27 protein-coding genes are annotated in these 24,878 nt (G+C 55.4%); 5 read left to right on the top strand and 22 right to left on the bottom strand.

Translation table 11 applies throughout. From position 1 onward, the window contains the following. Positions 1–83 precede the first annotated feature (83 nt). From R3F50_10445 to R3F50_10425, 5 genes are read right to left on the bottom strand one after another with little or no spacing between them, the layout of a single operon-like run. Positions 84–419 (bottom strand): STAS domain-containing protein, encoded by a 336-nt coding sequence (locus R3F50_10445; GenBank protein MEZ5490725.1) that lies wholly within the window; start codon positions 417–419, stop codon positions 84–86. An 8-nt stretch (positions 420–427) separates the two neighbouring features. Next, on the bottom strand, positions 428–1,075 hold the full coding sequence (locus tag R3F50_10440) for an ABC transporter substrate-binding protein (protein MEZ5490724.1): 648 nt from the start codon (positions 1,073–1,075) through the stop codon (positions 428–430). Next, the gene (gene mlaD, locus R3F50_10435; GenBank protein ID MEZ5490723.1) at positions 1,072–1,536 is read right to left on the bottom strand and encodes an outer membrane lipid asymmetry maintenance protein MlaD; all 465 of its coding nucleotides are present in this window, start codon (positions 1,534–1,536) and stop codon (positions 1,072–1,074) included. The genes R3F50_10440 and mlaD overlap by 4 nt, the downstream gene beginning before the upstream one ends. 1 nt (position 1,537) lies before the next feature. Continuing rightward, positions 1,538–2,362, bottom strand: coding sequence for a lipid asymmetry maintenance ABC transporter permease subunit MlaE (gene mlaE, locus R3F50_10430; GenBank protein ID MEZ5490722.1), 825 nt, complete (start codon positions 2,360–2,362; stop codon positions 1,538–1,540). A gap of 19 nt (positions 2,363–2,381) precedes the next feature. Beyond that, entirely contained in the window at positions 2,382–3,194 is an 813-nt protein-coding gene (locus tag R3F50_10425) for an ABC transporter ATP-binding protein (protein ID MEZ5490721.1), read from the bottom strand. A 600-nt stretch (positions 3,195–3,794) separates the two neighbouring features. Between R3F50_10425 and R3F50_10420 the strand changes: the two genes are divergently transcribed. Beyond that, positions 3,795–5,141: a 3-oxoacid CoA-transferase gene (locus R3F50_10420; GenBank protein ID MEZ5490720.1), complete on the top strand. Its 1,347-nt coding sequence runs from the start codon at positions 3,795–3,797 to the stop codon at positions 5,139–5,141. 16 nt (positions 5,142–5,157) lie between these two features. Here R3F50_10420 and R3F50_10415 read toward each other — a convergent pair whose 3' ends face one another. After that, on the bottom strand, positions 5,158–6,369 hold the full coding sequence (locus tag R3F50_10415) for a cytochrome C (GenBank protein MEZ5490719.1): 1,212 nt from the start codon (positions 6,367–6,369) through the stop codon (positions 5,158–5,160). 466 nt (positions 6,370–6,835) lie between these two features. Between R3F50_10415 and R3F50_10410 the strand changes: the two genes are divergently transcribed. Beyond that, positions 6,836–7,198: a DUF454 family protein gene (locus R3F50_10410; protein MEZ5490718.1), complete on the top strand. Its 363-nt coding sequence runs from the start codon at positions 6,836–6,838 to the stop codon at positions 7,196–7,198. A 148-nt stretch (positions 7,199–7,346) separates the two neighbouring features. Next, a complete protein-coding gene (locus R3F50_10405; GenBank protein ID MEZ5490717.1) occupies positions 7,347–7,667 on the top strand; it encodes a DUF2007 domain-containing protein in 321 nt (106 codons plus the stop codon). A 69-nt stretch (positions 7,668–7,736) separates the two neighbouring features. On the opposite strand, the gene R3F50_10400 is transcribed toward R3F50_10405, so the two are convergent. From R3F50_10400 to pomA, 3 genes are read right to left on the bottom strand one after another with little or no spacing between them, the layout of a single operon-like run. Further along, positions 7,737–8,309 (bottom strand): PilZ domain-containing protein, encoded by a 573-nt coding sequence (locus tag R3F50_10400; GenBank protein ID MEZ5490716.1) that lies wholly within the window; start codon positions 8,307–8,309, stop codon positions 7,737–7,739. Between the two features lie 9 nt (positions 8,310–8,318). Continuing rightward, on the bottom strand, positions 8,319–9,281 hold the full coding sequence (locus R3F50_10395; GenBank protein ID MEZ5490715.1) for a MotB family protein: 963 nt from the start codon (positions 9,279–9,281) through the stop codon (positions 8,319–8,321). 10 nt (positions 9,282–9,291) lie between these two features. Continuing rightward, positions 9,292–10,077, bottom strand: a complete 786-nt coding sequence (gene pomA, locus R3F50_10390) for a flagellar motor protein PomA (protein ID MEZ5490714.1) — start codon at positions 10,075–10,077, stop codon at positions 9,292–9,294. Between the two features lie 360 nt (positions 10,078–10,437). On the opposite strand from pomA, the gene R3F50_10385 reads away from it, so the two are divergent. Together R3F50_10385 and R3F50_10380 are read left to right on the top strand one after the other, a co-directional pair. Continuing rightward, the gene (locus R3F50_10385) at positions 10,438–10,899 is read left to right on the top strand and encodes a flagellar basal body-associated FliL family protein (GenBank protein ID MEZ5490713.1); all 462 of its coding nucleotides are present in this window, start codon (positions 10,438–10,440) and stop codon (positions 10,897–10,899) included. A gap of 70 nt (positions 10,900–10,969) precedes the next feature. After that, complete coding sequence (locus R3F50_10380) at positions 10,970–11,248, top strand: transposase (GenBank protein MEZ5490712.1); 279 nt, start codon at positions 10,970–10,972, stop codon at positions 11,246–11,248. A gap of 120 nt (positions 11,249–11,368) precedes the next feature. On the opposite strand, the gene R3F50_10375 is transcribed toward R3F50_10380, so the two are convergent. The 13 genes from R3F50_10375 to flgF all read right to left on the bottom strand — a co-directional run bounded on the left by R3F50_10375 (position 11,369) and on the right by flgF (position 24,860). Beyond that, positions 11,369–11,998, bottom strand: a complete 630-nt coding sequence (locus R3F50_10375; protein ID MEZ5490711.1) for a hypothetical protein — start codon at positions 11,996–11,998, stop codon at positions 11,369–11,371. An 81-nt stretch (positions 11,999–12,079) separates the two neighbouring features. Continuing rightward, on the bottom strand, positions 12,080–12,445 hold the full coding sequence (locus R3F50_10370) for a hypothetical protein (protein ID MEZ5490710.1): 366 nt from the start codon (positions 12,443–12,445) through the stop codon (positions 12,080–12,082). Further along, on the bottom strand, positions 12,445–12,840 hold the full coding sequence (gene fliS, locus R3F50_10365; GenBank protein MEZ5490709.1) for a flagellar export chaperone FliS: 396 nt from the start codon (positions 12,838–12,840) through the stop codon (positions 12,445–12,447). The genes R3F50_10370 and fliS overlap by 1 nt, the downstream gene beginning before the upstream one ends. A gap of 71 nt (positions 12,841–12,911) precedes the next feature. Next, on the bottom strand, positions 12,912–14,951 hold the full coding sequence (gene fliD, locus R3F50_10360) for a flagellar filament capping protein FliD (GenBank protein ID MEZ5490708.1): 2,040 nt from the start codon (positions 14,949–14,951) through the stop codon (positions 12,912–12,914). Positions 14,952–15,240: 289 nt separating this feature from the next. After that, positions 15,241–15,648 carry a flagellar protein FlaG gene (locus R3F50_10355; protein ID MEZ5490707.1) on the bottom strand — a complete coding sequence of 136 codons (408 nt, stop codon included), beginning with the start codon at positions 15,646–15,648 and terminating at the stop codon, positions 15,241–15,243. A 144-nt stretch (positions 15,649–15,792) separates the two neighbouring features. Further along, positions 15,793–17,196: a flagellin gene (locus R3F50_10350; GenBank protein ID MEZ5490706.1), complete on the bottom strand. Its 1,404-nt coding sequence runs from the start codon at positions 17,194–17,196 to the stop codon at positions 15,793–15,795. 546 nt (positions 17,197–17,742) lie between these two features. Further along, positions 17,743–18,945, bottom strand: a complete 1,203-nt coding sequence (gene flgL, locus R3F50_10345; GenBank protein MEZ5490705.1) for a flagellar hook-associated protein FlgL — start codon at positions 18,943–18,945, stop codon at positions 17,743–17,745. A 25-nt stretch (positions 18,946–18,970) separates the two neighbouring features. After that, positions 18,971–20,905 carry a flagellar hook-associated protein FlgK gene (flgK, locus tag R3F50_10340; protein ID MEZ5490704.1) on the bottom strand — a complete coding sequence of 645 codons (1,935 nt, stop codon included), beginning with the start codon at positions 20,903–20,905 and terminating at the stop codon, positions 18,971–18,973. A gap of 128 nt (positions 20,906–21,033) precedes the next feature. Continuing rightward, the gene (locus R3F50_10335; GenBank protein MEZ5490703.1) at positions 21,034–21,381 is read right to left on the bottom strand and encodes a rod-binding protein; all 348 of its coding nucleotides are present in this window, start codon (positions 21,379–21,381) and stop codon (positions 21,034–21,036) included. Between the two features lie 67 nt (positions 21,382–21,448). Next, positions 21,449–22,588 (bottom strand): flagellar basal body P-ring protein FlgI, encoded by a 1,140-nt coding sequence (locus R3F50_10330; protein ID MEZ5490702.1) that lies wholly within the window; start codon positions 22,586–22,588, stop codon positions 21,449–21,451. A gap of 33 nt (positions 22,589–22,621) precedes the next feature. Continuing rightward, the gene (locus tag R3F50_10325) at positions 22,622–23,299 is read right to left on the bottom strand and encodes a flagellar basal body L-ring protein FlgH (GenBank protein MEZ5490701.1); all 678 of its coding nucleotides are present in this window, start codon (positions 23,297–23,299) and stop codon (positions 22,622–22,624) included. 10 nt (positions 23,300–23,309) lie between these two features. Next, positions 23,310–24,095: a flagellar basal-body rod protein FlgG gene (gene flgG / locus R3F50_10320; protein MEZ5490700.1), complete on the bottom strand. Its 786-nt coding sequence runs from the start codon at positions 24,093–24,095 to the stop codon at positions 23,310–23,312. 78 nt (positions 24,096–24,173) lie between these two features. Continuing rightward, positions 24,174–24,860 carry a flagellar basal body rod protein FlgF gene (flgF, locus tag R3F50_10315; GenBank protein ID MEZ5490699.1) on the bottom strand — a complete coding sequence of 229 codons (687 nt, stop codon included), beginning with the start codon at positions 24,858–24,860 and terminating at the stop codon, positions 24,174–24,176. Between the last annotated feature and the right edge of the window lie 18 nt (positions 24,861–24,878).

Below are 24,878 nucleotides of genomic sequence, written 5' to 3'. Positions count from 1 at the left end.
GGGTTTGTCTGAAGGCCCCGGAGAGCGTTGTGGTAATCAGTCAGAGGTTGCAAAGGTCTATAAGGGGCAGGAGGCCTGTATTATCAATCCTGTCTGGAATCAGCAGGCTTCAACCCAAGCAGGGGTTCAACCCCATAAACCCGCGCCAGACTTTGCAATCTGGGATTGAGCCCTTCAATTTGCAGCACGCGTTCCTTCTCCCGCGCCAACCCGGCACCAGTAAGCAACAGGGCCAACGCAGTCGAATCGGCGTGGGCCAGGCCGCTGCAGTCGATCCTGACAACCTCGCCCGTAGATAACCGGGAAAAATCCCGGTAGCCATCGTGGGCGTTGTCGAAAGTCAGTTGCCCGGACAGGGACAGCACCTCGCCATCATCGCTGACGGTGACCTGTAGTTTGGGCTCTCCAGATTTATCCATAGCAAAATCTACTGTGAAATGTTGTTGGACCTAAGCGCCTGTACCAGTCTGTCAATGCCACCCAGCTCGATTTCATGGGCAAAACTGACGCGGTAATTCACTATCAGACTTACACCGTCAACCAACACGTCAATAACCTGCCAGCGCTGCTGCCGTTGTTCCATGCGGATATCAATCACCGCACCACGACGCCCTCTGCTCCCGGCCACCTCGACTCGAACGAGCGCCCGTTGTTCGCGAATATCACGAGGTGTAATCCTGATATTGGGTAGATCCGAGCGGAAATCATAGGACACGTTTGCATACGTGCGGATCAGCAGAGTCCGAAACTCATCTATCAGGATGGTCTGCTGTTCCGGACTGGCGTCCCGCCAGTTTTGCCCTACTGCCAGTTGAGTCATTCGCTCAAAATTAAAATACGGAGCAATCCTTTCCTCGACCATGGCTTGCAGGCGATCGCCTTTGTTACGGTAGTACTCTTCATTGCCCAGCACCTCAGCCAGCGCGTCCCGCACCGTAATCTCCACCATCTCCACGGGGTCGTTGGTTAGAGGCTGGGCTCGAACGCCGGACGATCCTACGCCGCACAGCGCCGCAAACACAAACAACAGGGCGACAGTATAGCGGCAGCTTTTCGCGTTATTTATCAGGTTCATTGTGCCGCCTCGCTCATGGTATTGAACATCAGGTTACTGATGAGGTTTTCCAACACCATCGCCGAAGAAGTAAGCCAGACCGCGTCGCCTTCGGTGAGGGTTTCGGTGTCGATACCCGCCTGCAGACTGACGTATTGTTCACCCAGCAGACCGGAAGTAAAAATGCTGGCCGACGTGTCGGTGCTGAAAGAAAACTGTTTATCGATGGCGAGCTCTACGACGGCTTTGAAAGTAGCCGGATCCAGATAGATTTCTGCAACCCGGCCAACGGTCACACCCGCGCTTCGTACCGGCGCGCGCGCCTTCAGACCTCCGATATTGTCAAATTCCGCAGTCACCATGTAGGTATCATTGGCCCGCAAAGTGGCCTGATTCGCAACGCGTAAAGACAAAAACAGGATAGCGGCGGCACCCAATACGATAAAGAACCCCACCCATAAATCCATCATTGAATATCTCATGTCAAATACCTCGAAACATGAAAGCCGTTAAGACAAAATCCAGCCCCAGTACCAGCAGAGCAGAAACGACCACGGTCCGGGTGGTGGCGCGTGACACACCTTCTGCAGTCGGGGCCGCATGATAGCCCTCAAACACTGCCACCAGGGAAACGGCCACGGCGAAAAAGACGCTCTTTATAAAGCCATTCAGAACGTCGCTCCAAAAATCAACTGAATCCTGCATCTCGGACCAGAAAACGCCGCCATCTACCCCCAGCAGGTTTACCGCCACCAGGTATCCGCCAGTAATACCGGTTACATTGAATATCGCAGTCAGCAGGGGCAGGGAAATAATCCCGGCCCAGAAACGGGGCGTAACAACCCGGGCAACAGGCTGAATCGCCATCATCTCCATGGCACTGATCTGCTCGGTGGCCCGCATCAGACCGATTTCGGCCGTTACCGCCGACCCGGCCCGGCTGGCAAACAGAATTGCCGCCAATACCGGACCCAGCTCTCTCACCAATGAAAGAGCCACCACCATGCCGACCACTTCTCCGGAGCCGAAGCGGTCGAGGGTGTCATACATCTGCAGCCCCAGCACCATGCCGACAAACAAGCCCGAAACGACAATGATTGCCAGCGACAATACCCCAACGAAATAGATTTGCTTTGCTACCAGGCTGGGGCGTCGCAAACAGATCGCGGAGTAATAAAACGTTTCCATTAGAAAACGACCTGCCATGCCTACCCGGGACAGAGTGCCATTCGCCCAATTGCCAAGCCTGGCCAGGGGCTGAAGCAAAAAACGAGAAGCCGGACTCGACTTGTTGGCCTGTGTATTCATACTCAGTAATCGCTTTCCTTCAGTCTGAGTGCCGGGGAAAAATAGTGTCCGCGAAATCTTCTGCCGGGTAGTGAAAGGCTACCGGCCCGTCTGCTTCGCCCTGAATAAACTGCTGCACGAACGGATCCTCTGACGCCCGGATATCGTCCACGGTACCATGGGCTACCACGCACCCATCACTGATCAGGTACACGTAATCCACAATATTCAGGGAAGTAGCCACATCGTGGGTCACGATGATCGACGTTGTGCCCAGCGCATCGTTCAGGATGCGAATCAGCTTACTCACCACGCCCAGGGAAATCGGATCGAGACCGGCAAAGGGTTCGTCATACATGACCAACATAGGGTCCAGCGCGATCGCGCGCGCCAGTGCTACCCGCCGCGCCATGCCTCCGGATAGCTCGGCGGGCATGAGATCCCAGGCGCCACGCAGCCCTACCGCGTTCAGCTTCATCAAAACCAGGTTGGTAATCATTGCTTCCGGTAAATCGGTATGTTCCCGGATCTGGAAGGCCACATTCTCGAACACCGAGAGATCGGTGAATAAAGCGCCGAACTGGAACAGCATACCCATCTTGCGGCGCAGCCGGAACAGCGCGTCACTGTCAAGTTCCGGAACAGAGAGCCCATCGACGATCACTCCACCCTTGGCGGGTTTAAGCTGCCCGCCCATGAGGCGCAGCAAGGTGGTTTTACCACAGCCACTGGGACCAAGGATTGCCACCACCTGGCCCCGCGTGACAGACATGTCGATGCCGCTCAGCACGAGGCTGTCCTCGTAGCCGAAATTTACTCCCCTTATTTCAACGAGAAGCTTCTGTTGCTGCATAATGCTTGCGGCCGGTTGCGGTACTTGAAAATAGACCTTTAATCAGAGGTTCCTTAATGAAAAGACCCCTAATAAAAAGCTCCTTAATTTGAAACTCCCTTACCGCTTACCACTCTACCACTTATGAGCCTCCAGGTTACAACAATTCAGCCAGCAACCTGAATCCGGCTTGATCCAGGTCTATAGTACCCTTGACCAGTGATCCTGATAGGCTGAAATTTTATAATCTCGCTCCTGTCCGCTGGCTAGCAAAAACCGTTACTGGAGCTTTTGCGTTAAACTCTGTTACCAGTCAGAGTTGTCGTCCGCCGCCTGCCTGGGCTCCGGGGTGGCGAGGGGTTGTATCTCCCTGATTCAGCAGCTCATTGTTCAAAGCTCAAACGATGAAGCAGACTTGATTCTATGGCCAGATTTTATTCTCCCAACACTATTTATTGGTATTAATTTCCTGCCGCTATTGAGGTTTAATTCGCTTTTCAGTTGTGTTGCGTTTGGAGAGTGCCCTCAATCCCTTGAATGCCAGCTATCTCAGTGGCTGGGAGATGCAACCAGAAGCCCTCAACCGACTAAGGAACCTCTGATTTCGCAAAGGACAAATCAATGACCGCCAGGGTTTTATCGATCCATGCAGCAGCCTCGTTAATCAAGAGCGGCCAGACCGTCATCGTCGGCGGTTTCGGCGTAACCGGTTACCCAACCCGACTGCTCACCGCCCTGGCGGAAACCGGGGTAGACAATCTCACTTACATTAGTAACAACGTCGGGGAGCCCGGTATCGGGGGTGGCCTGCTGTTGCGAAAGGGTAAAATACGCAAAGCCATAGGCTCGTTTTTCACCAGCAACCAGGAAGCAGTGCAGGCTCACCTCGACGGCAACCTGGACGTAGAGCTCATGCCCCAGGGTGATCTGGCCGAAGCCTTGCGCGCCGGCGGCGCCGGTATCGGCGGCTACTTCACGCCCACCGGCGCCGGCACCGCCCTGGCCGAAGGCCGGGAAACCCGGATCATCGACGGCACGCCCATGGTGTTCGTCAAGCCCCTGCGCGGGGACGTGGCGGTGATACGCGCCTGGAAGGCCGACCGGGCGGGGAATCTGCAGTATCGACTGACTGAAAACAACTTCAATCAGGCGGCGGCCACCGCTGCCGATCTGGTCATCGCCGAAGTGGAACAACTGGTGGAAGTGGGAGACCTGGATCCAAATTTTGTGCACACGCCGGGCTGCCTGGTGGACGTACTGGTTGAATCTAAGCTCGAGCCCTCTATGCTGGGATCGTCGGCGGATGTCGCCGGCAGCCGCAAGAAGGTGGATGCGGACCGCGAGGCGATTGCCCGGGCGGCGCTGGCGGAATTACACCCGGGCGAAGTGGTCAATCTCGGTGTCGGCATCCCCACCCTGGTGGCTGACTACATTACACCGGAGCACCGGATCACGCTGCACTCTGAAAACGGCATGCTGGGGGTGGGCCCGGAACCGGCGTCCGGCGGCGCCATGGACTACCCGATCAATGCCAGCAAGGTACCCGTTACCGCCATGCCAGGAGCCAGTTATTTCGACAGCGCCACCTCTTTCGCGCTGATCCGGGGCGGCCACATCGATACAGCCATCATCGGCGGTCTGCAGGTGGACGAAAAGGGCAATCTGGCTAACTGGGCCATTCCTGGCAAGCCGCTGCTGGGTGTCGGCGGCGCCATGGATCTGGCAATCGGCGCCAGGCGCCTGATAATCGCCATGACCCATAACGACAGGTCGGGCCAGTCAAAGCTGGTACCTGCCTGCACCCTGCCACTCACCGCCGCCGGAGTCGTGGACGTCATAATCACGGACCTGGCAGTCTTCAAATTCCGCGATGGCTGCCTGACCCTGACCAGACTGCTGCAGGGGCACAGCGTCGACGAAGTACAGCGGCGCACGCAGGCCAGTTTCGCTATCGACCTGGCAGACTGACGGGTGACCGGATCGCTTAATCGATCTTAACCAGGCCGATCTGATTGGAACTGCTCTGGTGAATCAACAGATCACCGTCGCCGGTAACCCATACATTGCGAATGATGCCGACGCCTGACGGAATCGCCCAGCTCTGGAATGTCTCCGTGCGGGGGTTGAACCGCACCAGCGCATCCGGACGCATGCCGGATTCGTTGTACCAGATAACGTCATCAATTACGGCAATGGCGTAGGGATGGGAGTCGGGGCCGCTGGGCGAATCCCACTGCCTGATCTCCCCGGTAGCGGGGTTCAGTCGGCCAATCCTGCCCAGGGTCGAGTTGACGAACCACACCATGCCCTGGCTATCGAGAGCCAGGCGGCGGATCCGTGTGCGCTCATCAGGCACTTCGTAGTAGCCGACCTCCATGGTATCCGGGTCCAGGGCGCCGAGTTTGTTGGTGCCGTTGTAGGCAATCCAGACGGTGCCATCGGCCGCCACCTGAATACCATAGGGACGTGGCTCGGTTTCAATCTCTACCACCTCACCGGTACGGGGATCGAGCCGGCCCAGCATGCCCGCCTGCTGGGCGGTGAAATACAGGTTACCGTTGGGATGAAACGTCGCGGAGTGTGGATCCCGGGCCCGGGTCCGGTACTCCGTAATCAGGCCGCTGGCAGGGTCCAGCCTGCCGATAGTCCCGTTACTGTTACCGGTGTACCAGATGTTGCCGGCCTGGTCCGGCACTACGGTGTGCGGACGCGCCGAGGGCGGCAATCGATATTCCTCCATAAGCCCGGTCTGAGGGTCGAGGCGCCCGGCCAGGCTGGCCCACATACCGGTCCACCAGATGGAGCCGTCTGGAGCCTCGGCCGGGTCCCGCGAGCGCTGACCCAGGGTGGGAACCGTCCATTCAATTATTTCGATGTCCACGTCGCCCGCCACCAGGTTAGGACGCCTCGAAGTGTCCTCCGGGAAGTGTTCGGCCAGGTAGGTGGCAATCGTCTCCGCCTGGCTATCCGGCAGATCGATCATGGTGGCAAATACCCGCCGCCATTCAGCGGGACTGCTGTAGCCGGCGGCGCGAAAAATCATCGCCGTATTGTGGCAGGTGGTACAGAGATTCTCTACCAGCAGCTTGCCGGGGCCTTCGGGCAGGGACTGGGGCGTGGACCGCTGGGCCAGGCCTGCTTGCGCCAGTAGCAGGCTGGCGGCCAGACTGGCCAGGGTAATCAGTTTCTTTGCCATGGATCGGCTCCTTGTGTGTCAGGCTGGGCAGATACTATAGGCAGTGATGGTCGAGTCAGTCCATGCCCCAGTGAACGGAGTAGCGAAAAAAAACACCAGCTGGGCCCATCGCTGCCAAGGGCTTCAGGTGGCACCATCTCGCCATCTCGCCAACCGCCAACCGCCAACCGCCAAGAGGATGAACCCTGACTACCAGGTCAGGACGATAGCTGGCGGTAATTCACCAAAAAATGGTTGAATTCGCCGTACTGAGTGATTTTCTTTCTGGCTTGAAATAATAATCCTCATTTATTTCAGATAGTTAAAAATTGGCATCGATGCTGCATAGTTGCTACTTCATGGTAAGTAAGTTCCCGGCCAATCCGTCGCCCGTTGCGCAGAATGGGTAATGAGAAACCTTTTACCAGGTACGGCCAAGCAACCGTAATAAATCAGGTACTTTCTGACAGGCGAGAGCAGACCAGCGATGACAACTTCAGACTCACGAAAAGAACCCCTTAATCCACTGTACAAGCTCAGTGGCCTGGCACTGTTCCTGGTGCTGTTCGGGCTGGGCCTGATCGGCCTGGTCCTGCCCGTCATTCCAGGCCTGCTGTTCCTGCTGCTGGCCCTGTACGTGCTGACCCGGCTATCCAGGCGTTTCGCCTTAATCGCCAATCGCAATTCCTGGTTGCGGCGCGCCCTGCGTCGTGTGGGGCATGTTCGCACTCTGCCGCCTGTTGATCTGCTGCGACTGGTCTTCTGGGTTTCCGCGCGCGGCGCAATTAACCTGCTCACGGCGCTGACCGGCCGGGCTGGAAAATCCGCATCGACCGCCCCAGGCAAGTGACTTTCAACGAACTTCTCTGACGGCTGCCCCATACCGTTGACAATGGGCTATTCTGAAGGTCAGCGCGTTGCACCGATTAGTCAGAGCTTCCTTATGCTGCTATTCTGTTCCAGATTCCAGGCAACTTATGATTGGACAGGATAGCACCATGAAACGGGTATTTACCGCCGACAACCGGGCACTGGCCTGGCACGTCAAGAACTTACTGGAGAGCAATACAGTTGCCGCAGAGGTGCGTAACGACACCTTGCATTCAGCCCAGGGTGGGGTACCGGTCAACGAATGCAACCCCGAGGTCTGGGTCTTGCATGACAGCGACGCGGAAACTGCCAGAAGGCTCATTCAGGAACAGGTTGAATCAGGCGCTGCCGAGGAAACCCAGTGGCAATGCGATAACTGCGGGGAGACCAATTTCGGTCAGTTCGAGCTTTGCTGGCAGTGTCAATCCGAACGAGGCTCGTCAACCTGAATCCGACCTGTCGGCGACCGATGCCGTGGCGCGTTATTGTCGAGGTGCGGGCCGACTACCAGCAGGCTGTCAGACCACTCGCTCTCTGCGGCCAATCGCCTTTATCTGTCGCCGCGCGATGTATTGCACCAGCTGCTCCTTGGCCTGGGTTTCAATATCAAACTCAATACTCACAAAGTAAGTCTCCTGTCCGGCCTCAATCCGCGCTTCCACATTGACCACATCGCCTTTGAGTCTGAGTCCCGTAACAACAGACTCCAGCAGCACAAAGATCTCCAGCCGGTCACCGCGCTTCAGTTTAACATCGCAATCGAAGGCAATGCCGGAGGCACTCAGGCTGACAAACAGCCCGGGATACTGATGGTCATACTGATCAAGCAGCTCTTTTTCGGAAGGCTTTCTGGCAGCATTCAGGAGATTTATTTTCTGGTTCAGTAGACCCATGAGCCTGGCATACGTCGGGTCACTGTCCCAGAGGGCGTTCAGCAGGCTGTCCAGCTCCGCATCAACCATCTTCAACATTTCTGTGTCGTCCAGCAAAGCTGTCGACAACTTCAGATCGGGCGTCTGGGGCTTCAGAATACGAAGCGAGAGATCTACGACATCCGTGATACGAAAATAACGACGTCTTTCCACTGACATGTTCAGTTCCTATCTAACCGCATCCAGTTCCGATTGATCAATCTGCAGAGTGTCCAGCAGATCATCATCGAAACCCTCAAGCTGCTTCAGTTCAAGGGAGGTCTCTTCGTCAAGCCCCTGGTGAATAACTATCTCGACACGCCGATTCCGGCTTCTCCCCTCTTCCGTGTCATTGGATTCGAAGGGCCGGGTGTCCCCATAACCGATAACCATCAGCCGATCATCAGAAATCAGTTTATCCTTCAGCAGCTCATGCGTTACCGAGAGAGCACGCTGGGCAGAAAGGTGCCAGTTGGACGGAAACTCCGTCGTGGCAATGGGCCGGTCATCGGTGTGACCCTCGATGGCAATCCGCCCTTTCACTTCCCCAAGAATATCCCGCAATTGCGCCAATACCGGAACAAAATCGTTGGTCAGCACCGCGGAACCGGAATCAAATGAACCCTGCTCCCTTATTCTGATAGTAATCGAACGGAACCCCGACTCAATATCGATCAGGTCATCCTGGATCTCCTTGCCGAAGGCCGCTTCCAGCTTGGCGACGTCCTGTTGAGTCTGGTCCGCCAGCGTATCCAGTTTGTCGATCAGCAGTTCCCGGGCCGCCTCCTCTTTGGCCTCCTCCTGCCGTGCCGGGCTGTCCATGTCAAATCCCATGTCGGCCTGGCCGGTTTGCAGCGACATCTCCATATTCTGAGTAGTCTGCTGTTGCACGACGTTTTCCGAGGTCGGCGTCGGCCTGCCGGAACTGAATTCATCAGCAATGACCGAGGTTCCCATGGGTATCGCCTGGGCCACAACCTCCCGTTGCACACCAAACGCGTTGGCCATGGAGCCGGCCACCAGCTTGTATTTCTGCGCATCCATTTCGGAGAAAGACAGCAACAACACGAAAAAGCACATAAGCAGCGCCATCAGGTCCGCAAAGGTGGCCATCCATGGGGGTAAACCGGGTTTGACTTCGTCCTGTTCCATTGTTTACCTGTCAGGCCGCCTTTTCCTTGGGTTCATCTTTCTCTTTGTCCGTTTTACGGTTCTTCGGATTAACATACAGCTTCAGCAATGACTCAATAACACGGGGGTTCTGACCCTCCTGGATAGCCAGTACACCGTCCAGGCAGATCGAATTGAGCTTTTCCTCTTCGCTGCGCCTTAATTTCAGCTTGTCTGCCATGGGCAGGAAAACCATGTTTGCCAGTACGGCACCATAAAGAGTGGTCAGCAGTGCTACAGCCATCGCCGGACCGATTGATTTCGGATCATCCATATTGGAGAGCATCTGTACCAGACCGATCAGCGTGCCGATCATGCCCATCGCCGGCGCAACGTCCCCGCTTGCTTCGAATACCTGTGCACCGAGCTTGTGGCGGTCACTGATCTCCCGCTTGTCCTTGGCCAGCAGCTTCCGGGTATCCTCCGGCGAGCTGCCATCGATCAGCATGTCGATACCCGACTTGAGGAAGGAATTGGAAATTTCAAACTCCTCCAGGGCCAGTAGTCCCTCTTTACGAGCCAGAGAGGACATTTCAACAATCTGCGGAATTATGTCTTCAGGCTTCTGAAGTTTCGATCGAAAGGCGTTGACCGCGACCTTGAAGGCACCGAAGTACTGGCTGAGGGTGAACTTCACCAGCACCACCATCCCTGTACCACCCATGACGATGAACAGCGACGGGGCATTGATGAACATGCCGGCCGAACCACCAAGAAAGATGGCCGCGACCACTACCGCGAATGCCCCGAACAGACCAAGAAGTGTAGCTAGATCCATTGCTTTGTTAACTCCTTACTTATTACTTTTTGTGTAACAGTGCCATGTTGGCCGTTGAGCCCACAGTAATGAGATGTGTAGCCTCATCCTGTAAGTAACTCGATAAACTCGTCACAGCCTGACCTACGACACGCCAGCCAAATGATTGACCACTTAATAACCAGAATTTGAAGCAATTCATACTTTTGGCACATCAACCTCAGTTTTCCTTTAGGAAAGCCCCGCCAGGTCGTAGGAAAGCAACAAAGACGCAGTCAATTCACAGTGCGGTATTTTTTAGCACTGTTAGCTGACATTAATTGCGGTTCGCTTTATTAAAGTTCGCTATATTTCAGTTCACTACACGTGGGAGAACCCAAGTTGAAAAAGAAACTAGTCCTGATCTCAATCGTTGGCCTGCTGGTTGTTGCCGGCGGCGGCGCCAGCGCCTATTTTTTCGTCCTGAAGGACAGCCCGACTGAAGACGTGGCGCTGAGCGAAGGGGAGGAAGTCGCCGAACCGGAGCTAAAGGATCTGCCTCCAGCCCTTTATCACAATCTACCGGCTCTGGTAGTGAGCGCCAATTACCAGGGAAAGTTACGCTATCTGCAGGTGAAGCTGTCGGTGATGACTCGCGACGAAGACACACTCGATCAGCTGTTTGACAACACGCCGCTGCTCCAGGACTCCCTGATTCTGTTACTGGGCTCTTACGAATTCACCGAACTTGAAACCACAGAAGGTAAGGAGCGCCTGCGCAAACAGGCCCAGGAAAAAATCGCCGAATTACTCAGCTCCAAGGAGATCGAATCCGTGTTGTTTACCGGCTTTGTGATTCAGTAGAGCGCATCGGATTGTAAAAGGCTTGAAATTGGTAACCGCATCGAGTCAAATCCCCCCCCAGGAGCAAGTGATGACGGACAAGGATTTTTCCAAAGAATTCAAGAAAGAGGCGGTCAAACAGGTGGTCGTTCTGGAGCACTCGGTAGCAAGCGTATCAGAACGCCTGGGCGTCCCCGAGCACCGCCTCAGCAACTGGGTAAATGCCTACATCCGACTCAAGGATCAGATTGACACTGATGAGCTTGGCGTACTACGCAAGGAAAATAAGCGGCTCAAGAATGAGCTGAAACTGGCCATGGAAGAGCTGGAATTATTGCGAAAGACCAGGCTGAGACAGCGCAAGGCTTAGGCGGCATATTCGGTAATCGGCAAACAATAAACAGCAGACACCTTCCAGAGCAGAGTGACCTGGGCTCAACCGTCAGTAGACGAATACAGACAGTAGAGCAACCTTAAGAAGATAAAAGAATCAGGTTTCATCCCGTCGGCGCAGTAATTCAGCGAACTCTTCACTACCCAGTATTTCCGACATAAGCGCCTGCACTCCCTTCATAAACTGGCTAGCCATTTCCTCGCAATATTTCGCGTAATTGGCTATCGGATAAGAATAGTCAATAGCGAAAACTTCCCCACCCCCAAGTGAAGACTGCAGCGCCAACTGGAACTGCCAGGTTCCCCTTGCTGACTGCTGGCCGGCAACTTGATCAAGGAACAATTCGACCTGTTGCAATTCGCCCGTAAGCTGAACGGCCGATCCGGCCGCATAAATATCCGCTAATGCCAGCTGTTCGATCAGGGCGCTGCGAATATAGTCGGCGAATTGACTCTGGCCTCCCAGGCTCACCAGCCCCGTACCCGGCACGCAGTCGAAAAACAACTGTTCAGTAACCCCTGCCAAAGAGTCGTGCAGAACAGGTGCAAATACCCCCACACTCAGGCTGTTCGAATCTGCGCTGGAAAGAGACGGTAACAGGGGTCGGGTAACATAGACTCCTGAGGAAAGCTCGGATCCTGGCCCCGCGGCAAACGCGGCAGGGTTGGCGAACAGGGCGGCCGTAAACCCGATTCCGAGCATGACCGGATGTAGAGTCTTGCTCATGAGCTGCACCTGATCTCTGTTTGTACTGGCTTTTTGTCAATGAAACTGTGTTGCGGGATCGTTGCTGCGAGTGCCGGCGGTCTATTCATACCAGTCATAGCGCTTCACTGCCTCGTGGCGGACTTCTGCCGCCTGTTGCTGGACTATCAGCCGCTGCCTCGCTTCGGCCACCAGACGGGTAATTTCTTTGTTCATGTGCACGAGAGCGGCCAACGCCTCGATCACTTCCTGAGAGTCATCATGGTCGGTTTCCGAGAAGCAGGCAGCCAGCTCCATCTGTCGCAGATATTCCTGCTTCTCTACCGCCTCCCAGTCACCTGCCTGGGCATGGCTCAGTATTTCCTCAGTGCTGCGCAACAACCTTGCAAGGCGAAATCTACGCCGGGAAACCTGCAGCTGTTTGCGGGTAGCTTCGTCCAGGGATCCTGAAGGGACGACTTGCAACATCAGACACCTCGGTTTGCAGCCGGAATAGCATCCCAGCCTGACTTTATCTGTTTGACCAACGAGACCACCTCGGCGACGATTTCGGCGCTGGACTTCGTATTGGCCTCCAGTAGACGGCGCTCCATGTAATCGTACATAGCACCCAGATTGCTGGCTATCTCGCCGCCTTTCTCGTAATCCAGGCTGGCACGCAGACCATCGATTATCTTGATGCTGGCGCTGAGAGAGGAACCCTTTTCACCAATGTTTCCTCGCGCGATAGCACCGCTGGCCCTGGCCAGTTTCTCAAGCAGACCATCAAACAGCATGGTGACCAGGTTGTGTGGGTCCGCAGAAGAAACACGGGTTTCCACGCCAATTTTCTGATAGTGACTTACGCCGTATTGATCGTACATAATCTGACTTCCTGAGGGTATTCAATCATTCGATTCACTATTTTATATTTAGTAGCCAACGGCCCACCGCGTTAACTGTTGGTTCTATTCAGCTGGATCAGGCCATTCAACTGCTGTTCAAGGAATTGACTGGTGCCCTGCAACTGCCCCAGCAACGAATCCAATCCATTGAACTGGCTCGTATAGCGCGCCCGAACCGCTTCCCAGCGCAATTCCAGCTGCGATCGGCGCTCTTCGATGCTGTCTATGCGATTATCGAGTGACTCGATTCGATCATTGAGCGAACTTTCGACGCCCAGCAGCTGATCCATCAACACATTCAGACTGGCACCAACACCCCTGGTGAAAGTCACGCTGCCCAGACTGCCCAGGGTCGCTGTGTTGACTTCCAGTCGTAGGCCCTCAACATCGGTGCCCTCTGCGCCTTCGAGAATATTCCCAATCGCGTCAGCCTGCACTCCGTTAATAAGGGCAACCATGTCAGCGCCCTGTGTACCGGCCCCTACCGCCAGCCCGAGCGTCGCCGCGGTAGCGTTGTCTGCAGCCACGATATCCACCCTGGAGGCACTGCCCACTGTGTCAGAGGTAATCGACAGGCTGGCGGTGCTACTGTTGTAGGTAACGAGTACCGAGAGACCTGCGTTCGCCAATGGCGAAGCGGCATTGATGCGGGCCTGAACCTCTGCTGCCAGATCTTCGCCAGTTCCATAGACTCCCTGGGTCAAGTTAATGGACCCCGATTCAATGCCGTCGATTGAGACGGTCAGACTATCGTTGTCCGAGTCGATCAGTACGCTATTCCCGGAGAAGCTTGGCAGCACTGAACTACCGGTATAGAAACCCGCCTCTGCCAGTGCCGTCACATTGACGTTGTAAACGCCGGCAGCCGTCATGTCAGATGAGCCAAGATAAGAGACACCCACATCACTAGCGACACCAAAGCTGGTGAACATCTGTGCGACACGTTGCGGGTCATCGCCCAGCGCCGCGTCAAACTTTGCATCGTTGAGAGTAAGCGTGCCATCGGCAGTGGTGGTGATGCCCAGTTCTGCCAGGCTTCGGAATGACTCACCGGGGATTGCCACGGCACCACGCAGAATTCCGCCAATCTGAGTCTCGACCGAACGTAAAGTAAAGTCACCGACCAGGGCAGCGGCTCGCCTGGTTTCCGGATCATAAGCAGAGAGGTTATTGGCTATCTTAATAAAGTCGTTGTAGCCGTCGACGAATGTTTCTACCGCCGACTTGACCCCTGCCGTATTGGGTTGCACTGCTACCTGTACAGGCTCAGCGCTGACCTCCTTCAACGTAAAACTGAGACCTTGTATGGCATCGTCGACGGTATTGCTGGCACTGGAAATAGTGAGCCCGTTGATGGTCAGGCTTGCATCCTGGGCCGCCACGGTCTGCTCCAGGTTGGTGGCACTGGCGTTGAAGGCCAGAAAGGACAGCCCGCTTTGATCGGTATTATTACCGTCACCGTCAGCGACCGTGACCTGCATACTACTGGCAACCCCGGTGTCATCGGAACTCAAGAGTAGCCTGTGGCCTGATCCGTCGAAGACGATTGACGCCTTTACCCCGGCCTCAGCCTGATTGATGGCCCTCATTATCCCCTCAAGGGTATTGTTGCTGCTGTCAATATTGAGGATAAGCGAACTTTTTTCCGTATTCTGCACAAACCCGTTGTAGATATCGCTGCCACTGTCGTAGTCAGTGGTCCCGAAGCTGATTGTCAGGCTGCCAGTGCCCAGCGCAGTATCGGTCTCGGCAACACCGAGGCTTGCCAGACTCTGCGATTGAGCCAGCTGATTAATCGAAAAAGAATAATTGCCTTCCTGGGCAGAGCTGTCAGCCGAAACACTCAGAGCCGAGCTTTTGGAGCTGGTGGCATTGTTAGCGGTGAAAGTGGCGAGAGATGAGATCCCACCGAGCGAGGACTGAAAATTTGACAGGGCACCTTTCAGCGAACCGAGGGCGGAGAATTTCGATTGCAGCTTGGCGCTTTCACGATTCAGCCGCAGGTCTGAGCCTGACCGCTCCGCCGCCACCAGGCTGTCAACCAGCCCTTGTATATCCAGACCCGATCCCAGACCGCTCGCAGTGATCATTGCCTGTACCTCAGATTGCTAAAACGAACACTGAAAAAGGCTTTGTTCATTGCGCCGAGACGCAGGGATACATCACCCATTGGGGCAAACGTATTGCCCGGGTGAATACTGCGAGTTCTGTGTTTATTCGTCATGGCAACAGTCTTTTCAAGGTTGCTATTTTCTCAAGGTGTGTTTTCTTCACAACTGAATTGACACTTACATTGGCGTATATATTGGCACTTAAAATGCAACATCCATACCAGAACCGTTTTCTGGTTGCCTGGCTGAGCAGATCGAGGCAACCAGCTCAGGTATCCTGATCGAAAAACAGGCCTTTAAGGTAAGTATCCTCACCCGGCCCCTGGACATCGGCGAGCAATTCCGCCAGGGCCATCATTTCCTCGATAGGGATCTGACGTACTACTTCGTTGGTTTCGTTATCGCGAACCGTCACGATGGTTCGATTCAGTTTCTCTTCAATGGTGAATTTCAGCCTGCGCCCCGCCTTACTGGCATACCTACTGGCATTTTTTACCGCTTGATCCAGGGATGAGCGAATTGCGGCTTTGGGATCCACTGCTTGAACCCTCTGTTCTGGCAACCCATTGCCACCAGCGGCAAGTTCATGCCTGCTTTGAATGGCGGATGAGGAACCGGATTGAGCGACTTTGCGGGACGAACTCCCGGACAGACTGGACTTACTCAATGACGTCATCTTACCGGTCCTCCATCACCTGAGCGCATAACATCACTTAAACTGGTGCTGAAAACGCTTCCCTGCTGCTTTCAGCCTTGAGCCGCTGGCAGTTGCAATCCCGTAGCGGTTGCAACTGCCTGGCTTAAGTTAACGCTTCTCGAATTAGCCAAGAAGGGACAGCACGTTTCCTGGCAGAGAGTTAGCCTGGGCCAGCATGGCCGTACCGGCCTGCTGCAGGATCTGCGCCTTGGTCAGGTTGGCTGTTTCAGCCGCGAAGTCGGCATCCATGATGCGGGAGCGCGAAGCGGACAGGTTTTCGGAAGTAGTATTCACACTGGTTATCACTGACTCGAAACGATTCTGGATCGCACCCAGTGTCGCGCGAGAGCTGTTAACGGCGTTCAGTGCCGCGTCCACCGCCGTGATAGCCGCTTCAGAACCAGAGACCGTAGAAATATCCACGGCGCTCATGGCTGTACCGGTGCTGGCGATTGTCTGAGCACCTGGAGCAAAGGCACCGCCGAAGGTCACGTCACCGGTTACACCGGTAGGTGCTACATAGCTGACGTCGATTGTGGCGCCTGTTGTAGCCGTAGCCAGACCGTAGTCGGCAGCTGTAGCCGCAGCACCAGCGGTAAAGCCTACTGTGATGTTTCGCCCATCGGCTGCAGTCAAGGCAACTCCAGTGCCATCGTCAGCGGCTATCACGCCAGTAACTGCTGACTGGGCATTGATGGCTTCGACGGCAAGAGTTCGATTGGTGGCCGCATTAGCCGAGTTGGTGACACTAATGTCCAGGCCATTAATGGTAATGACGTCAGCATCCGCAGCGCTACCTGTTATCGCGGAAGTTGTACCAGCTACGCTGTTCACGTCAGCGGAGGCAGTCAGCCCCTGGACACCGGAAGCATTGATCGCATCCGCAAGAGCCTTGGCATCGTTGGCAATGGTGCCCAGCGAGTAAGTGGTACCGTCGACGTCAACAGTCTGAGCTGCCGGAGTGTCGCTGGCAGTGCCGATGGACTGGTTAGTCAGGGTAAAACCCGCGTACTGACCCAGCGAGGAAGTCCTGGCGCTGGCCAGTCCGGATACGTCAATCGTCTCACCGACGTTGGCGCCTACCTGAAAAGTCTGGGAAGCGAACGTCCCGTCCAGCAGGTTCACACCGTTGAAATTGGTTTGTGTCGCAACCCGGTCTATTTCAGCAACCAGCTGGCTTACTTCCTGCTGCAGAGCGGCCCGGTCAGACGCGCTATTGGTGGCGTTGGCAGACTGAACCGACAGCTCACGAATCCGCTGCAGGTTATTAGTCACTTCCGCCAGAGCACCTTCACCGGTCTGGGCCAGTGAGATACCGTCGTTGGCGTTCCGGGCTGCCTGGTTCAGGCCGCGGATCTGGGAGGTGAAACGCTCAGAAATAGCAAGACCCGCTGCATCATCTTTGGCACTATTGATTCGTAGACCAGAGGAAAGACGCTGCAACGAAGTATTAAGCATACCCTGAGAACGATTCAAGTTTCTCTGTGCGTTCAAAGACGCAATATTGGTATTAATGACTTGTGGCATTTTAATTTCCTTTTCTGTCCCTTCAGTGGTACTCGCACCAGACTGCAGAGATCTTTACTTTGGGTTAATTATTCACAGCATCGCTGCTGACAACGCTCTCTACGACAGGCCCACAAATTTCCTTTACCCAAAATCACCTGTTTCAATCATTTTGTTAACTGCAACACCTTTTGCACCCAACTCACAGAAATATTTGGAAAATATTTGGGAGGAAAAAATCAGTGTCGGCACTTGAAACCAAGAGCTTTCGCGGAAGTTACGGGCCCTCTCACAGGAACTCAAGTGATGGGGATCACATAGCGCAACGGTTTTTGACCAACTCTTATTAAAGTTTCTGATTGAACTACCGAGAACAAAGATACGGCGTACTGTGAGTCGGGGAAGGAACCGAAAAAGGAGCTGAGAAAGAAAACGAGCGAGGAAATGAGCAAGGAAATAACAGAGCCAAATAACCTCTGATCAATAACCGCATAACATTGCGGTCACTAAGCAGAGGCTTCTTAGTCACCAATCAAAAAAATCAGGTGAACAGCTATTGACTCTTTTTCAAAGATACTGAAAAAGAGTCAGGCCGGTAGTGCGAATATAGGCTTCCTGGGCAGCCTGCAGGGAGGTAAGCTGCAGATTAAAGCGGGAGATGGCCTCGGCGAAATCAAGATCCTGGGTGTCGGAAAGGGTCGTCTGCAACTGCAGCTTAAAATCCTCATTCACCTCGTTAAAGGATTCCAGGTTATTCAGGCGGGCACCTATACCAGCCCTGATCGAAGACATTTTTTCCATGCCCTGATCGAGAGCGGCCAGTCCGCTGTTCATCGCGTTGTGAAACCGCGCAGCGCTGGCCGGGTCCGGGGCGGGCCGGGCCAGGGCATCGGCGAGGGCCTTGACGGTAGAGAAAATATCCCGCTTCTGTGCCGGTGAGACGACAATTTCATCCCCATCAGCAGGCGTGCCGGTGACGTTGAATTGTGCGCCGGCGAAGGCAATGGATGCGCCCGCCTCATAGTTCCCGGAAGACACCACGGAGCTGGCACTGTCGGTGACAGTGTAGGTTATCGGGTCAGTGGGTACCGCCTGGTTGAAGGTAACCGTATAGACATCGGCGCTAAAACTTGTCGTCAAGCCGAAAGAACCCACCACGGCCGTACCAGTATTCGCCGCGCTTGCCTCGACCTGGATCACGCCATCGCCGCCACGGATATTCTGAAACACTTCCTGACCACTATCGCGGATGGCAACCTGTTTGCCGTCACCAACCTGCAGCATCCGCTGCCCCTGGTCACCCTGGTACTGAACCGCAGTACCTGTTTCGACAAACGGCGGCGACTCCACCCGGAAACCCCCAAAAATATACTCACCCTGAGCATCCCGCGTGTTAGCCAGCGCAACCAATTCGTCGAGTCGCTGGTAGAGCTCCTGGGCAATGCTGGCTCGATCACTGTCCGAATTGGTATCATTGTTGCCCTGAATTACCAGCTCTCTGACTCGCTGCAGTGAGTTTTGCAGATTTCCCATCACGCTCTCTTCGAAAGCCAGTGATGCTTCAGCCAGGGTGCTATTGCGGAAATACTGATCGATCTTGTCGATCCGGGCAGTGAGGTCGAGCACCTTGACCGCTGCGGCAGGATCCTCGGAGGGCTTGTTAAAACGCAGACCGCTGGCCAGCTGCAACTCAGTGCGCTGCAACTTGGCCTGCTGATCCTGCAAGGCTGACAGACCCTGCTGATAAAGTTGTAAAGTAGAAATTCGCATACTCAAAATACTTCGCTAATCAGCCTTATCGTCCAAAGGAATTAATCAGGGTCTGAAACATCTCTTCAGAGATTCGGACCAGCTGCGCCGATGCCTGGTAGGCCTGCTGATAGCGCAACAGATTGGCCGCTTCCTCATCCAGGTTCACCCCGGTGACGCTATCCTGGTAACTCTCCGCCTGTTCCAGCAGCGATGTTTCCAGATTCAGGCTGTTGCTACCCTGGTTGGTGGACACTCCTACCTGGGCGACCATTGAGCCATACAGTTCCTGAAAAGTTTCCGACTTGCCATTCAGTAGCGGCTGGGTCTGCAGGTCGCCGATCAGCAGCGCATTGCGATTGTCACCGGTGGCGCCGCTATTGTTGCTGATCACAAAGGTGTCACCGGCCTGGGGTACTCCGCCAACAGTAAAATCGATGCCTGTTGTTCCGAGCGCCAGAGTCTTGCCCGCTGACTCCGTCGACGGATCGTAGCCCAGGGGGGAAATACCTCCGGGCCCGCCGCTAACGGTAAAACCCGGGACTCCGGGCCCCAATGCATCCGGATCAAAAGTGAGAGTAACCGCCGAAGGCAGCGGCAGCCCGGATGGAATCGCCGTGTCGACTACCACGCTGCTGACCTGTCCGGACCCGGCATTGCTGTTGGTATTGATCACCCCGACAGGTGCGGCTGCCGCGATCCGGCGTGGATCAGAAAGTCCCAGGTTAAAACTGGAGGCGGCTGACCGGGCCGGGTTGAACACAAAGCTGTCACCGGCAGCAGGCGCTCCACCACTCACGTCAACGGATATGCCATCCAACAGCAGCGGGCCCGCCCCGGATACCGAGGTATTGTCGGTTAGACGAGTCAGGTACCAGGCACTGCCATCATAGCTCAGCTCGTAATCGCTGGGCCTGACTTCCGTGACATCAGTGAGTGAGACAACTGGCGTGGCGGTACCGGTGTTGAACTCGCCCTCGGCAACAGCAACCACGGTCGGGCTGAAAAGGTCCGTACCCAGATCCCCATTGAGATCCATACCGGCACGATGCTGCCCATTGACAGCCTCGCTCAAGCCCAGCGCCACCAGACCCAACTGGGACTCGGCGGGTAGTAGCACGCGGTTACGAAAATCCAGCAGGCCCTGCAGCTTGCCTCCGGTGATGAAGCGCGCCGAGCTGCTGCCCACCGACAGCCCCTCCACGCCCACCTCGAGGAGCCTGGCGTCGAGACTGTTCGGCTCCAGAGTCAAATGGGTCGCCACTTCGCCCACCACCAGCGACTGCCCTTTGCCGATGAAAATATTCAGCGAGCCGTTGCCCTGCTGGACAGTGGACACTTCGATGTACTGAGATAACTCCTTAACCAGGAGATCCCGCTGATCCAGCAGGTCGTTCGGTGTGGCACCAGTTCTCGAAGCCGAGGCTCTGACAATCTGTGCATTCAGGGCACTGATACTGTCAGCAATGCTGTTAATGTCCTTTGCGGTAATCCGCAGCTCGCTGTTTACCTCGTCGTTAAGATCCTGCAGCGAGTTGTAGAAACCGTTGATCCGATCGGCCAGGTTACCGGCCTCCCCAAGTAATGCCTGACGTTCAGGAAGCACCGACGGGTTGGCGGCAACGTCAGCAAAGGCACCGAAAAAGCGCTGCATGGAGGAGTTGAGGCTGGTTTCGGAGTTGGCCAGCAGGTTGTCCAGTCTGGAGCTGTAGTCCACGAAAGCCTGGTAACGGCTGGTACTGGATGCAAAGTCCTGCACCTGGGAAGAAAGAAAATCGTTAAACGATCTTTCAATACTTGTTATTTCCGACCCGGTGCCGACAAACCCAAAGCCCAGATCCTGGGCGGGCGTCGTACCGAAATGGACTGTCTGCTTACTGTAGCCCTCGGTATTGACGTTGGCGATATTGTTGCCAGTCGTGGCAATGGCCCGCTGAATATTGATCAGCGAGTTGGCACCCATTTTCAGCACATCTACCATGGTAACTACCGTTGCTCTTCAGTTTGCAAAGGAATTTGCACAGGCTGCCTGATCAACCCGTAACGTCAGTGACTCAAACGGTTACTGACTCAAGTTCTTCTTAGCTCGAAGTTTATTACCCCAGACGGTTACAGCCCAACCTCAACAGCCGACACCAGGTTCTGGCCGTCCGGAGCCGCAAATGTGGCACCGGTAGCGATCTGCTGCTCTATTAACGCTGCCAGCCCGATTCCGCCCTGCCGGGACAGATCCACCGCCAATTGCTTGTCAAACATGTCCTGATAGCTGTCCAGCTGGCTACTGCCAAACAGTCCATCCTTGGGGACGGCGTCCCGCATGGCTTTCATCATCATGCCGACGAACAATGACTCGAACTGCTGGGCGACCTCTTTGACCGCCCCAGTCGGCTCGAACCGGGCCTGTGTCTTGAGGCTTGCCAGCCCGGAAAAATCCGTATATATGTCTGCCGTTGCCATGCTGTGTTCCCCGACTATTTACGGTCGATTCTAAAATTTCCTTAACCTCTACAGGATCAGAGGTTCCCTAAATAACTATCAGCTTTGCCCGCAGGGCGCCCACCTGCTGCAAGGCTTCCAGTATTGCCACCAGGTCGCTGGGCGAGGCACCCACCTGATTTACCGCCCGGACCAGGTCGTCCAGAGAGACACCTGGCTCGAACAGGAACATACGGTTTTCTTCCTCTTCCACGTAGATAGTCGAGTCAGGCACAACGACCGTATCGCCCTCACTGAATGGCGCCGGTTGACTGACAAACAGGTCCTGATCGATGGTGACCGTCAGACTGCCATGGGCCACGGCGGCTTCGGTTACCTTGACCTCGGCACCGATAACCACGGTTCCGGTTCTTGAATTAATAATCACCTTGGCAGCAGCCGATCCACTCTCAACTTCGAGATTTTCCAACGCCGAGATAAAGGCCACCTTCTGGTTAACATCCAGCGGCCCCCTGACGCTGACCGAGGAACCATCCAGGGCAAATGCCGTATCCGGACCGAAGAATCCATTGATCGCCTGGGAAAGATTCATTGCCGTAGTGAAATCCGGCTGGTGCAGATTCAGAGTAATTCTGGGCTCACTGGCAAACGGGTTGGCCACTTCACGCTCCACGGTGGCACCGTTAGGTATCCTGCCGCTGCTGGGGATATTAACCGTAACCGAGGAGCCATCAGCACCCTCTGCACCGAAGCCCCCGACCACCATATTGCCCTGGGCCAGCGCGTACACCTGGCCGTCGGCGCCTTTCAGGGGTGTCAACAGCAAAGACCCGCCCCGCAGACTGTTGGCATTACCCACAGACGATACGGTGACGTCGATGGTCTGACCGGCCTTAGCGAACGGAGGCAGCTCCGCATGGACCAGCACCGCCGCCACATTAGTGAGCTGCGGATTGATATTTTCCGGGATCAGCACACCCAGCTGCGCAAGACTGGTACGCAGACTCTGCACGGTAAACTGGGTCTGACTGGTCTGGTCTCCGGTGCCGGGCAGACCAACCACCAGGCCGTAGCCCACCAGCTGGTTGGTCCTGACCCCTTCTATGCCGGCCAGATCCTTGATCCTCTCCCCGTACACGCTGGTGGAAAGTGTAAGCGCGCAGCACCACAGCACTGCCCGAAAGGATAAACCTTTCCCTGCCCTCATCTGAACTGAAGAAATTCTCATTGCCTGCATTTCCTTATTACCAGAACGAATGTACTAGAATGGCCACAAAGGACTGAACAGAATTCTTGCCACCCAGCCAGGGGAGTTACTTTGACTGTTGGTACCCTTGCCTGCGTAGGTAATTCTGGCATCTGCTACCTGGGTCGAGTAGAGGGTATTGAAAGAACCAATGTCGATGGGCCTTACAACACCCTCCAGCTTGACGTATTCATTAGCCTGATTGATTCGAATCCACTTCTCGCCCTCTACTACCAGATTGCCATTAGGTAAAACCTGGTGCACCGTGACAGCGATACTGCCGTTAAGCCTGTTGCTCTGGCTGCTGCCACTCTGGCCTTCGAAAGTGCTGCCACCGCCAACCTGGTAGTTGAAATCGGGCTCGCTCTGCCCGCCGAAAACAGGCGTATCCAGGTTCAGTTCAGTGGAGGAATTGATGCTGTTGTCCATGGAGTTCTGGCCTGAGGTCTCTTCCACCAGCAGAACCGTCAGGATGTCACCAACCCGTCGCGCTTTGGCGTCTTCATACAGCGCCAGCTCCAGGCCAGGGCTGTAAATGGCGCCATTGCCACTTTTCGGGGCCGCGGCCCGCAAGCGCTCGTAGCTTGGGACATATTCTTCCATGCCCTCCTCCGGCGCACTGCTGCAGGCCGCCAGAACAAACAGAACAGTGAGCGACAGCAACCTGAAATTGACGAATTCAGAACCGATCATGACTCAGCCTCTACAGGTTATTGGTGACGAATTGCAGCATCTGATCGGCCGTGGAGACCGCTCTGCTGTTCATTTCATAGGCCCGCTGGGTTTCGATCATACTGACCAGCTCTTCCACCACGTTGACATTGGAACCTTCGATATAACCCTGCCTGAGGAGTCCCAGCCCGTTCAGACCCGGGACGCCGACCTGCGGTGCCCCGCTGGATGTCGACTCCACGAACAAGTTGCCTCCTGTCGCCTGCAGGCCGGCAGGGTTAATGAAATCGGCCAGCTGAATGGTCCCCACCTGGGTGACGGCAGCGGTTCCCGGCAGGCTGACTGTCACAGTACCATCCGTTCCAATAGTTACCGATTGCGCATCAATAGGGATATTGATGGCGGGCTGAATTGGATAGCCATTTGGCGTCACCAGCTGCCCCTGGGCATCAACCTGCATGGACCCTGAGCGACTGTAGGCGAGGCTGCCGTCGGGCATCAGCACCTGCAGAAATCCCTTGCCTTCGATTGATACATCCAGCGGATTCTGGGTTTGCGACGCGGCACCCTGGGAAAAAATCTTTTCCGTCGCCATGATGCGTACGCCGGTGCCCAGCATAAGGCCGGTGGCGTAAGTGGTGTCCTGGGACGACTGGGCGCCGGGCTGACGCTGATTCTGGTACAGCAGATCCTCAAATACCGCCCGACTGCGCTTGAATCCCGCCGTACTGGCATTGGCCAGGTTATTGGAAATAACTGACATTTTTGTCTGCTGAGCATCAAGACCTGTCTTGGCTATCCATAAAGCCTGGGTCATTACTGTCTCCTGAAAATTTCGATTTGCTACCCGTCAGCATTGCCGAACACCAGCGGATCAATTATCAAACTTCAACCATCAACTGAAATTCATCAGTTCCGCGAGAGACGCGTTGTTTTCGTCCTCGGAGCGCATCAGCTGTATCTGCGCCTCAAAACGCCGGGCCAGATCAATCATCTTGACCATTTCTTCCACGGCATTGACGTTGCTGCCTTCCAGGCTCCCGGCAATGAGCTGGGCCGAGGCGCTGGCGGGGGCGGCCGCACCATCGGCTGCACGCATCAGACCGTCATCGCCACGTACCACCTGCTCGGGGGCCAACTCGACCAGTTTGATGCGGTCGACTATCGCCAGCGTGTTGGCCGGCTGACCAAGCGGCTGGATTGACAGGGTACCGTCTGTGGCGATCTCCACATTCGCGTAGGGTGGCAGGGCAATCGGGCCGTTGTTCCCCAGAATGGGATGACCGGCGCCATCGGTGAGCTGACCGAAGGGGTCGATCTGCAGGTCTCCCCGCCGCGAATACGCTTCCTGCCCATCGAGCCCCTGCACTGCGATCCAGCCGTCACCCTTGACTGCAACATCGAGATTTCTACCGGTGGACCTGACGTAACCGCCTGAAAGATCGGGTGAGCTGAAAGCCAGCCGACCCTGATCGGTGTCCATCAGATAGGAGAGCTCGGCACGAAACCCGTCAGTACTGGCATTGGCCAGGTTATTGGCGTTGACCGCCTGGGCCAGCATGATCTGTCTGGCGTTCTCCATGGCCGTTACGTAGACTTG

It is taken from the genome of Gammaproteobacteria bacterium, assembly GCA_041395725.1.
Taxonomy (GTDB): Bacteria; Pseudomonadota; Gammaproteobacteria; order Pseudomonadales; family Pseudohongiellaceae; genus NORP240.
Note: the sequence above shows the minus strand (reverse complement) of the source record. Positions and strands in the feature narration are given on the sequence as shown.

Coding starts and splice junctions, on each gene's coding strand:
- R3F50_10445 (MEZ5490725.1), bottom strand. CDS start 419: ATGGATAAATCTGGAGAGCCCAAACTACAGGTCACCGTCAGCGATGAT.
- R3F50_10440 (MEZ5490724.1), bottom strand. CDS start 1,075: ATGAACCTGATAAATAACGCGAAAAGCTGCCGCTATACTGTCGCCCTG.
- mlaD (MEZ5490723.1), bottom strand. CDS start 1,536: ATGAGATATTCAATGATGGATTTATGGGTGGGGTTCTTTATCGTATTG.
- mlaE (MEZ5490722.1), bottom strand. CDS start 2,362: ATGAATACACAGGCCAACAAGTCGAGTCCGGCTTCTCGTTTTTTGCTT.
- R3F50_10425 (MEZ5490721.1), bottom strand. CDS start 3,194: ATGCAGCAACAGAAGCTTCTCGTTGAAATAAGGGGAGTAAATTTCGGC.
- R3F50_10420 (MEZ5490720.1), top strand. CDS start 3,795: ATGACCGCCAGGGTTTTATCGATCCATGCAGCAGCCTCGTTAATCAAG.
- R3F50_10415 (MEZ5490719.1), bottom strand. CDS start 6,369: ATGGCAAAGAAACTGATTACCCTGGCCAGTCTGGCCGCCAGCCTGCTA.
- R3F50_10410 (MEZ5490718.1), top strand. CDS start 6,836: ATGACAACTTCAGACTCACGAAAAGAACCCCTTAATCCACTGTACAAG.
- R3F50_10405 (MEZ5490717.1), top strand. CDS start 7,347: ATGAAACGGGTATTTACCGCCGACAACCGGGCACTGGCCTGGCACGTC.
- R3F50_10400 (MEZ5490716.1), bottom strand. CDS start 8,309: ATGTCAGTGGAAAGACGTCGTTATTTTCGTATCACGGATGTCGTAGAT.
- R3F50_10395 (MEZ5490715.1), bottom strand. CDS start 9,281: ATGGAACAGGACGAAGTCAAACCCGGTTTACCCCCATGGATGGCCACC.
- pomA (MEZ5490714.1), bottom strand. CDS start 10,077: ATGGATCTAGCTACACTTCTTGGTCTGTTCGGGGCATTCGCGGTAGTG.
- R3F50_10380 (MEZ5490712.1), top strand. CDS start 10,970: ATGACGGACAAGGATTTTTCCAAAGAATTCAAGAAAGAGGCGGTCAAA.
- R3F50_10375 (MEZ5490711.1), bottom strand. CDS start 11,998: ATGAGCAAGACTCTACATCCGGTCATGCTCGGAATCGGGTTTACGGCC.
- R3F50_10370 (MEZ5490710.1), bottom strand. CDS start 12,445: ATGTTGCAAGTCGTCCCTTCAGGATCCCTGGACGAAGCTACCCGCAAA.
- fliS (MEZ5490709.1), bottom strand. CDS start 12,840: ATGTACGATCAATACGGCGTAAGTCACTATCAGAAAATTGGCGTGGAA.
- fliD (MEZ5490708.1), bottom strand. CDS start 14,951: ATGATCACTGCGAGCGGTCTGGGATCGGGTCTGGATATACAAGGGCTG.
- R3F50_10355 (MEZ5490707.1), bottom strand. CDS start 15,648: ATGACGTCATTGAGTAAGTCCAGTCTGTCCGGGAGTTCGTCCCGCAAA.
- R3F50_10350 (MEZ5490706.1), bottom strand. CDS start 17,196: ATGCCACAAGTCATTAATACCAATATTGCGTCTTTGAACGCACAGAGA.
- flgL (MEZ5490705.1), bottom strand. CDS start 18,945: ATGCGAATTTCTACTTTACAACTTTATCAGCAGGGTCTGTCAGCCTTG.
- flgK (MEZ5490704.1), bottom strand. CDS start 20,905: ATGGTAGATGTGCTGAAAATGGGTGCCAACTCGCTGATCAATATTCAG.
- R3F50_10335 (MEZ5490703.1), bottom strand. CDS start 21,381: ATGGCAACGGCAGACATATATACGGATTTTTCCGGGCTGGCAAGCCTC.
- R3F50_10330 (MEZ5490702.1), bottom strand. CDS start 22,588: ATGAGAATTTCTTCAGTTCAGATGAGGGCAGGGAAAGGTTTATCCTTT.
- R3F50_10325 (MEZ5490701.1), bottom strand. CDS start 23,299: ATGATCGGTTCTGAATTCGTCAATTTCAGGTTGCTGTCGCTCACTGTT.
- flgG (MEZ5490700.1), bottom strand. CDS start 24,095: ATGACCCAGGCTTTATGGATAGCCAAGACAGGTCTTGATGCTCAGCAG.
- flgF (MEZ5490699.1), bottom strand. CDS start 24,860: ATGGAGAACGCCAGACAGATCATGCTGGCCCAGGCGGTCAACGCCAAT.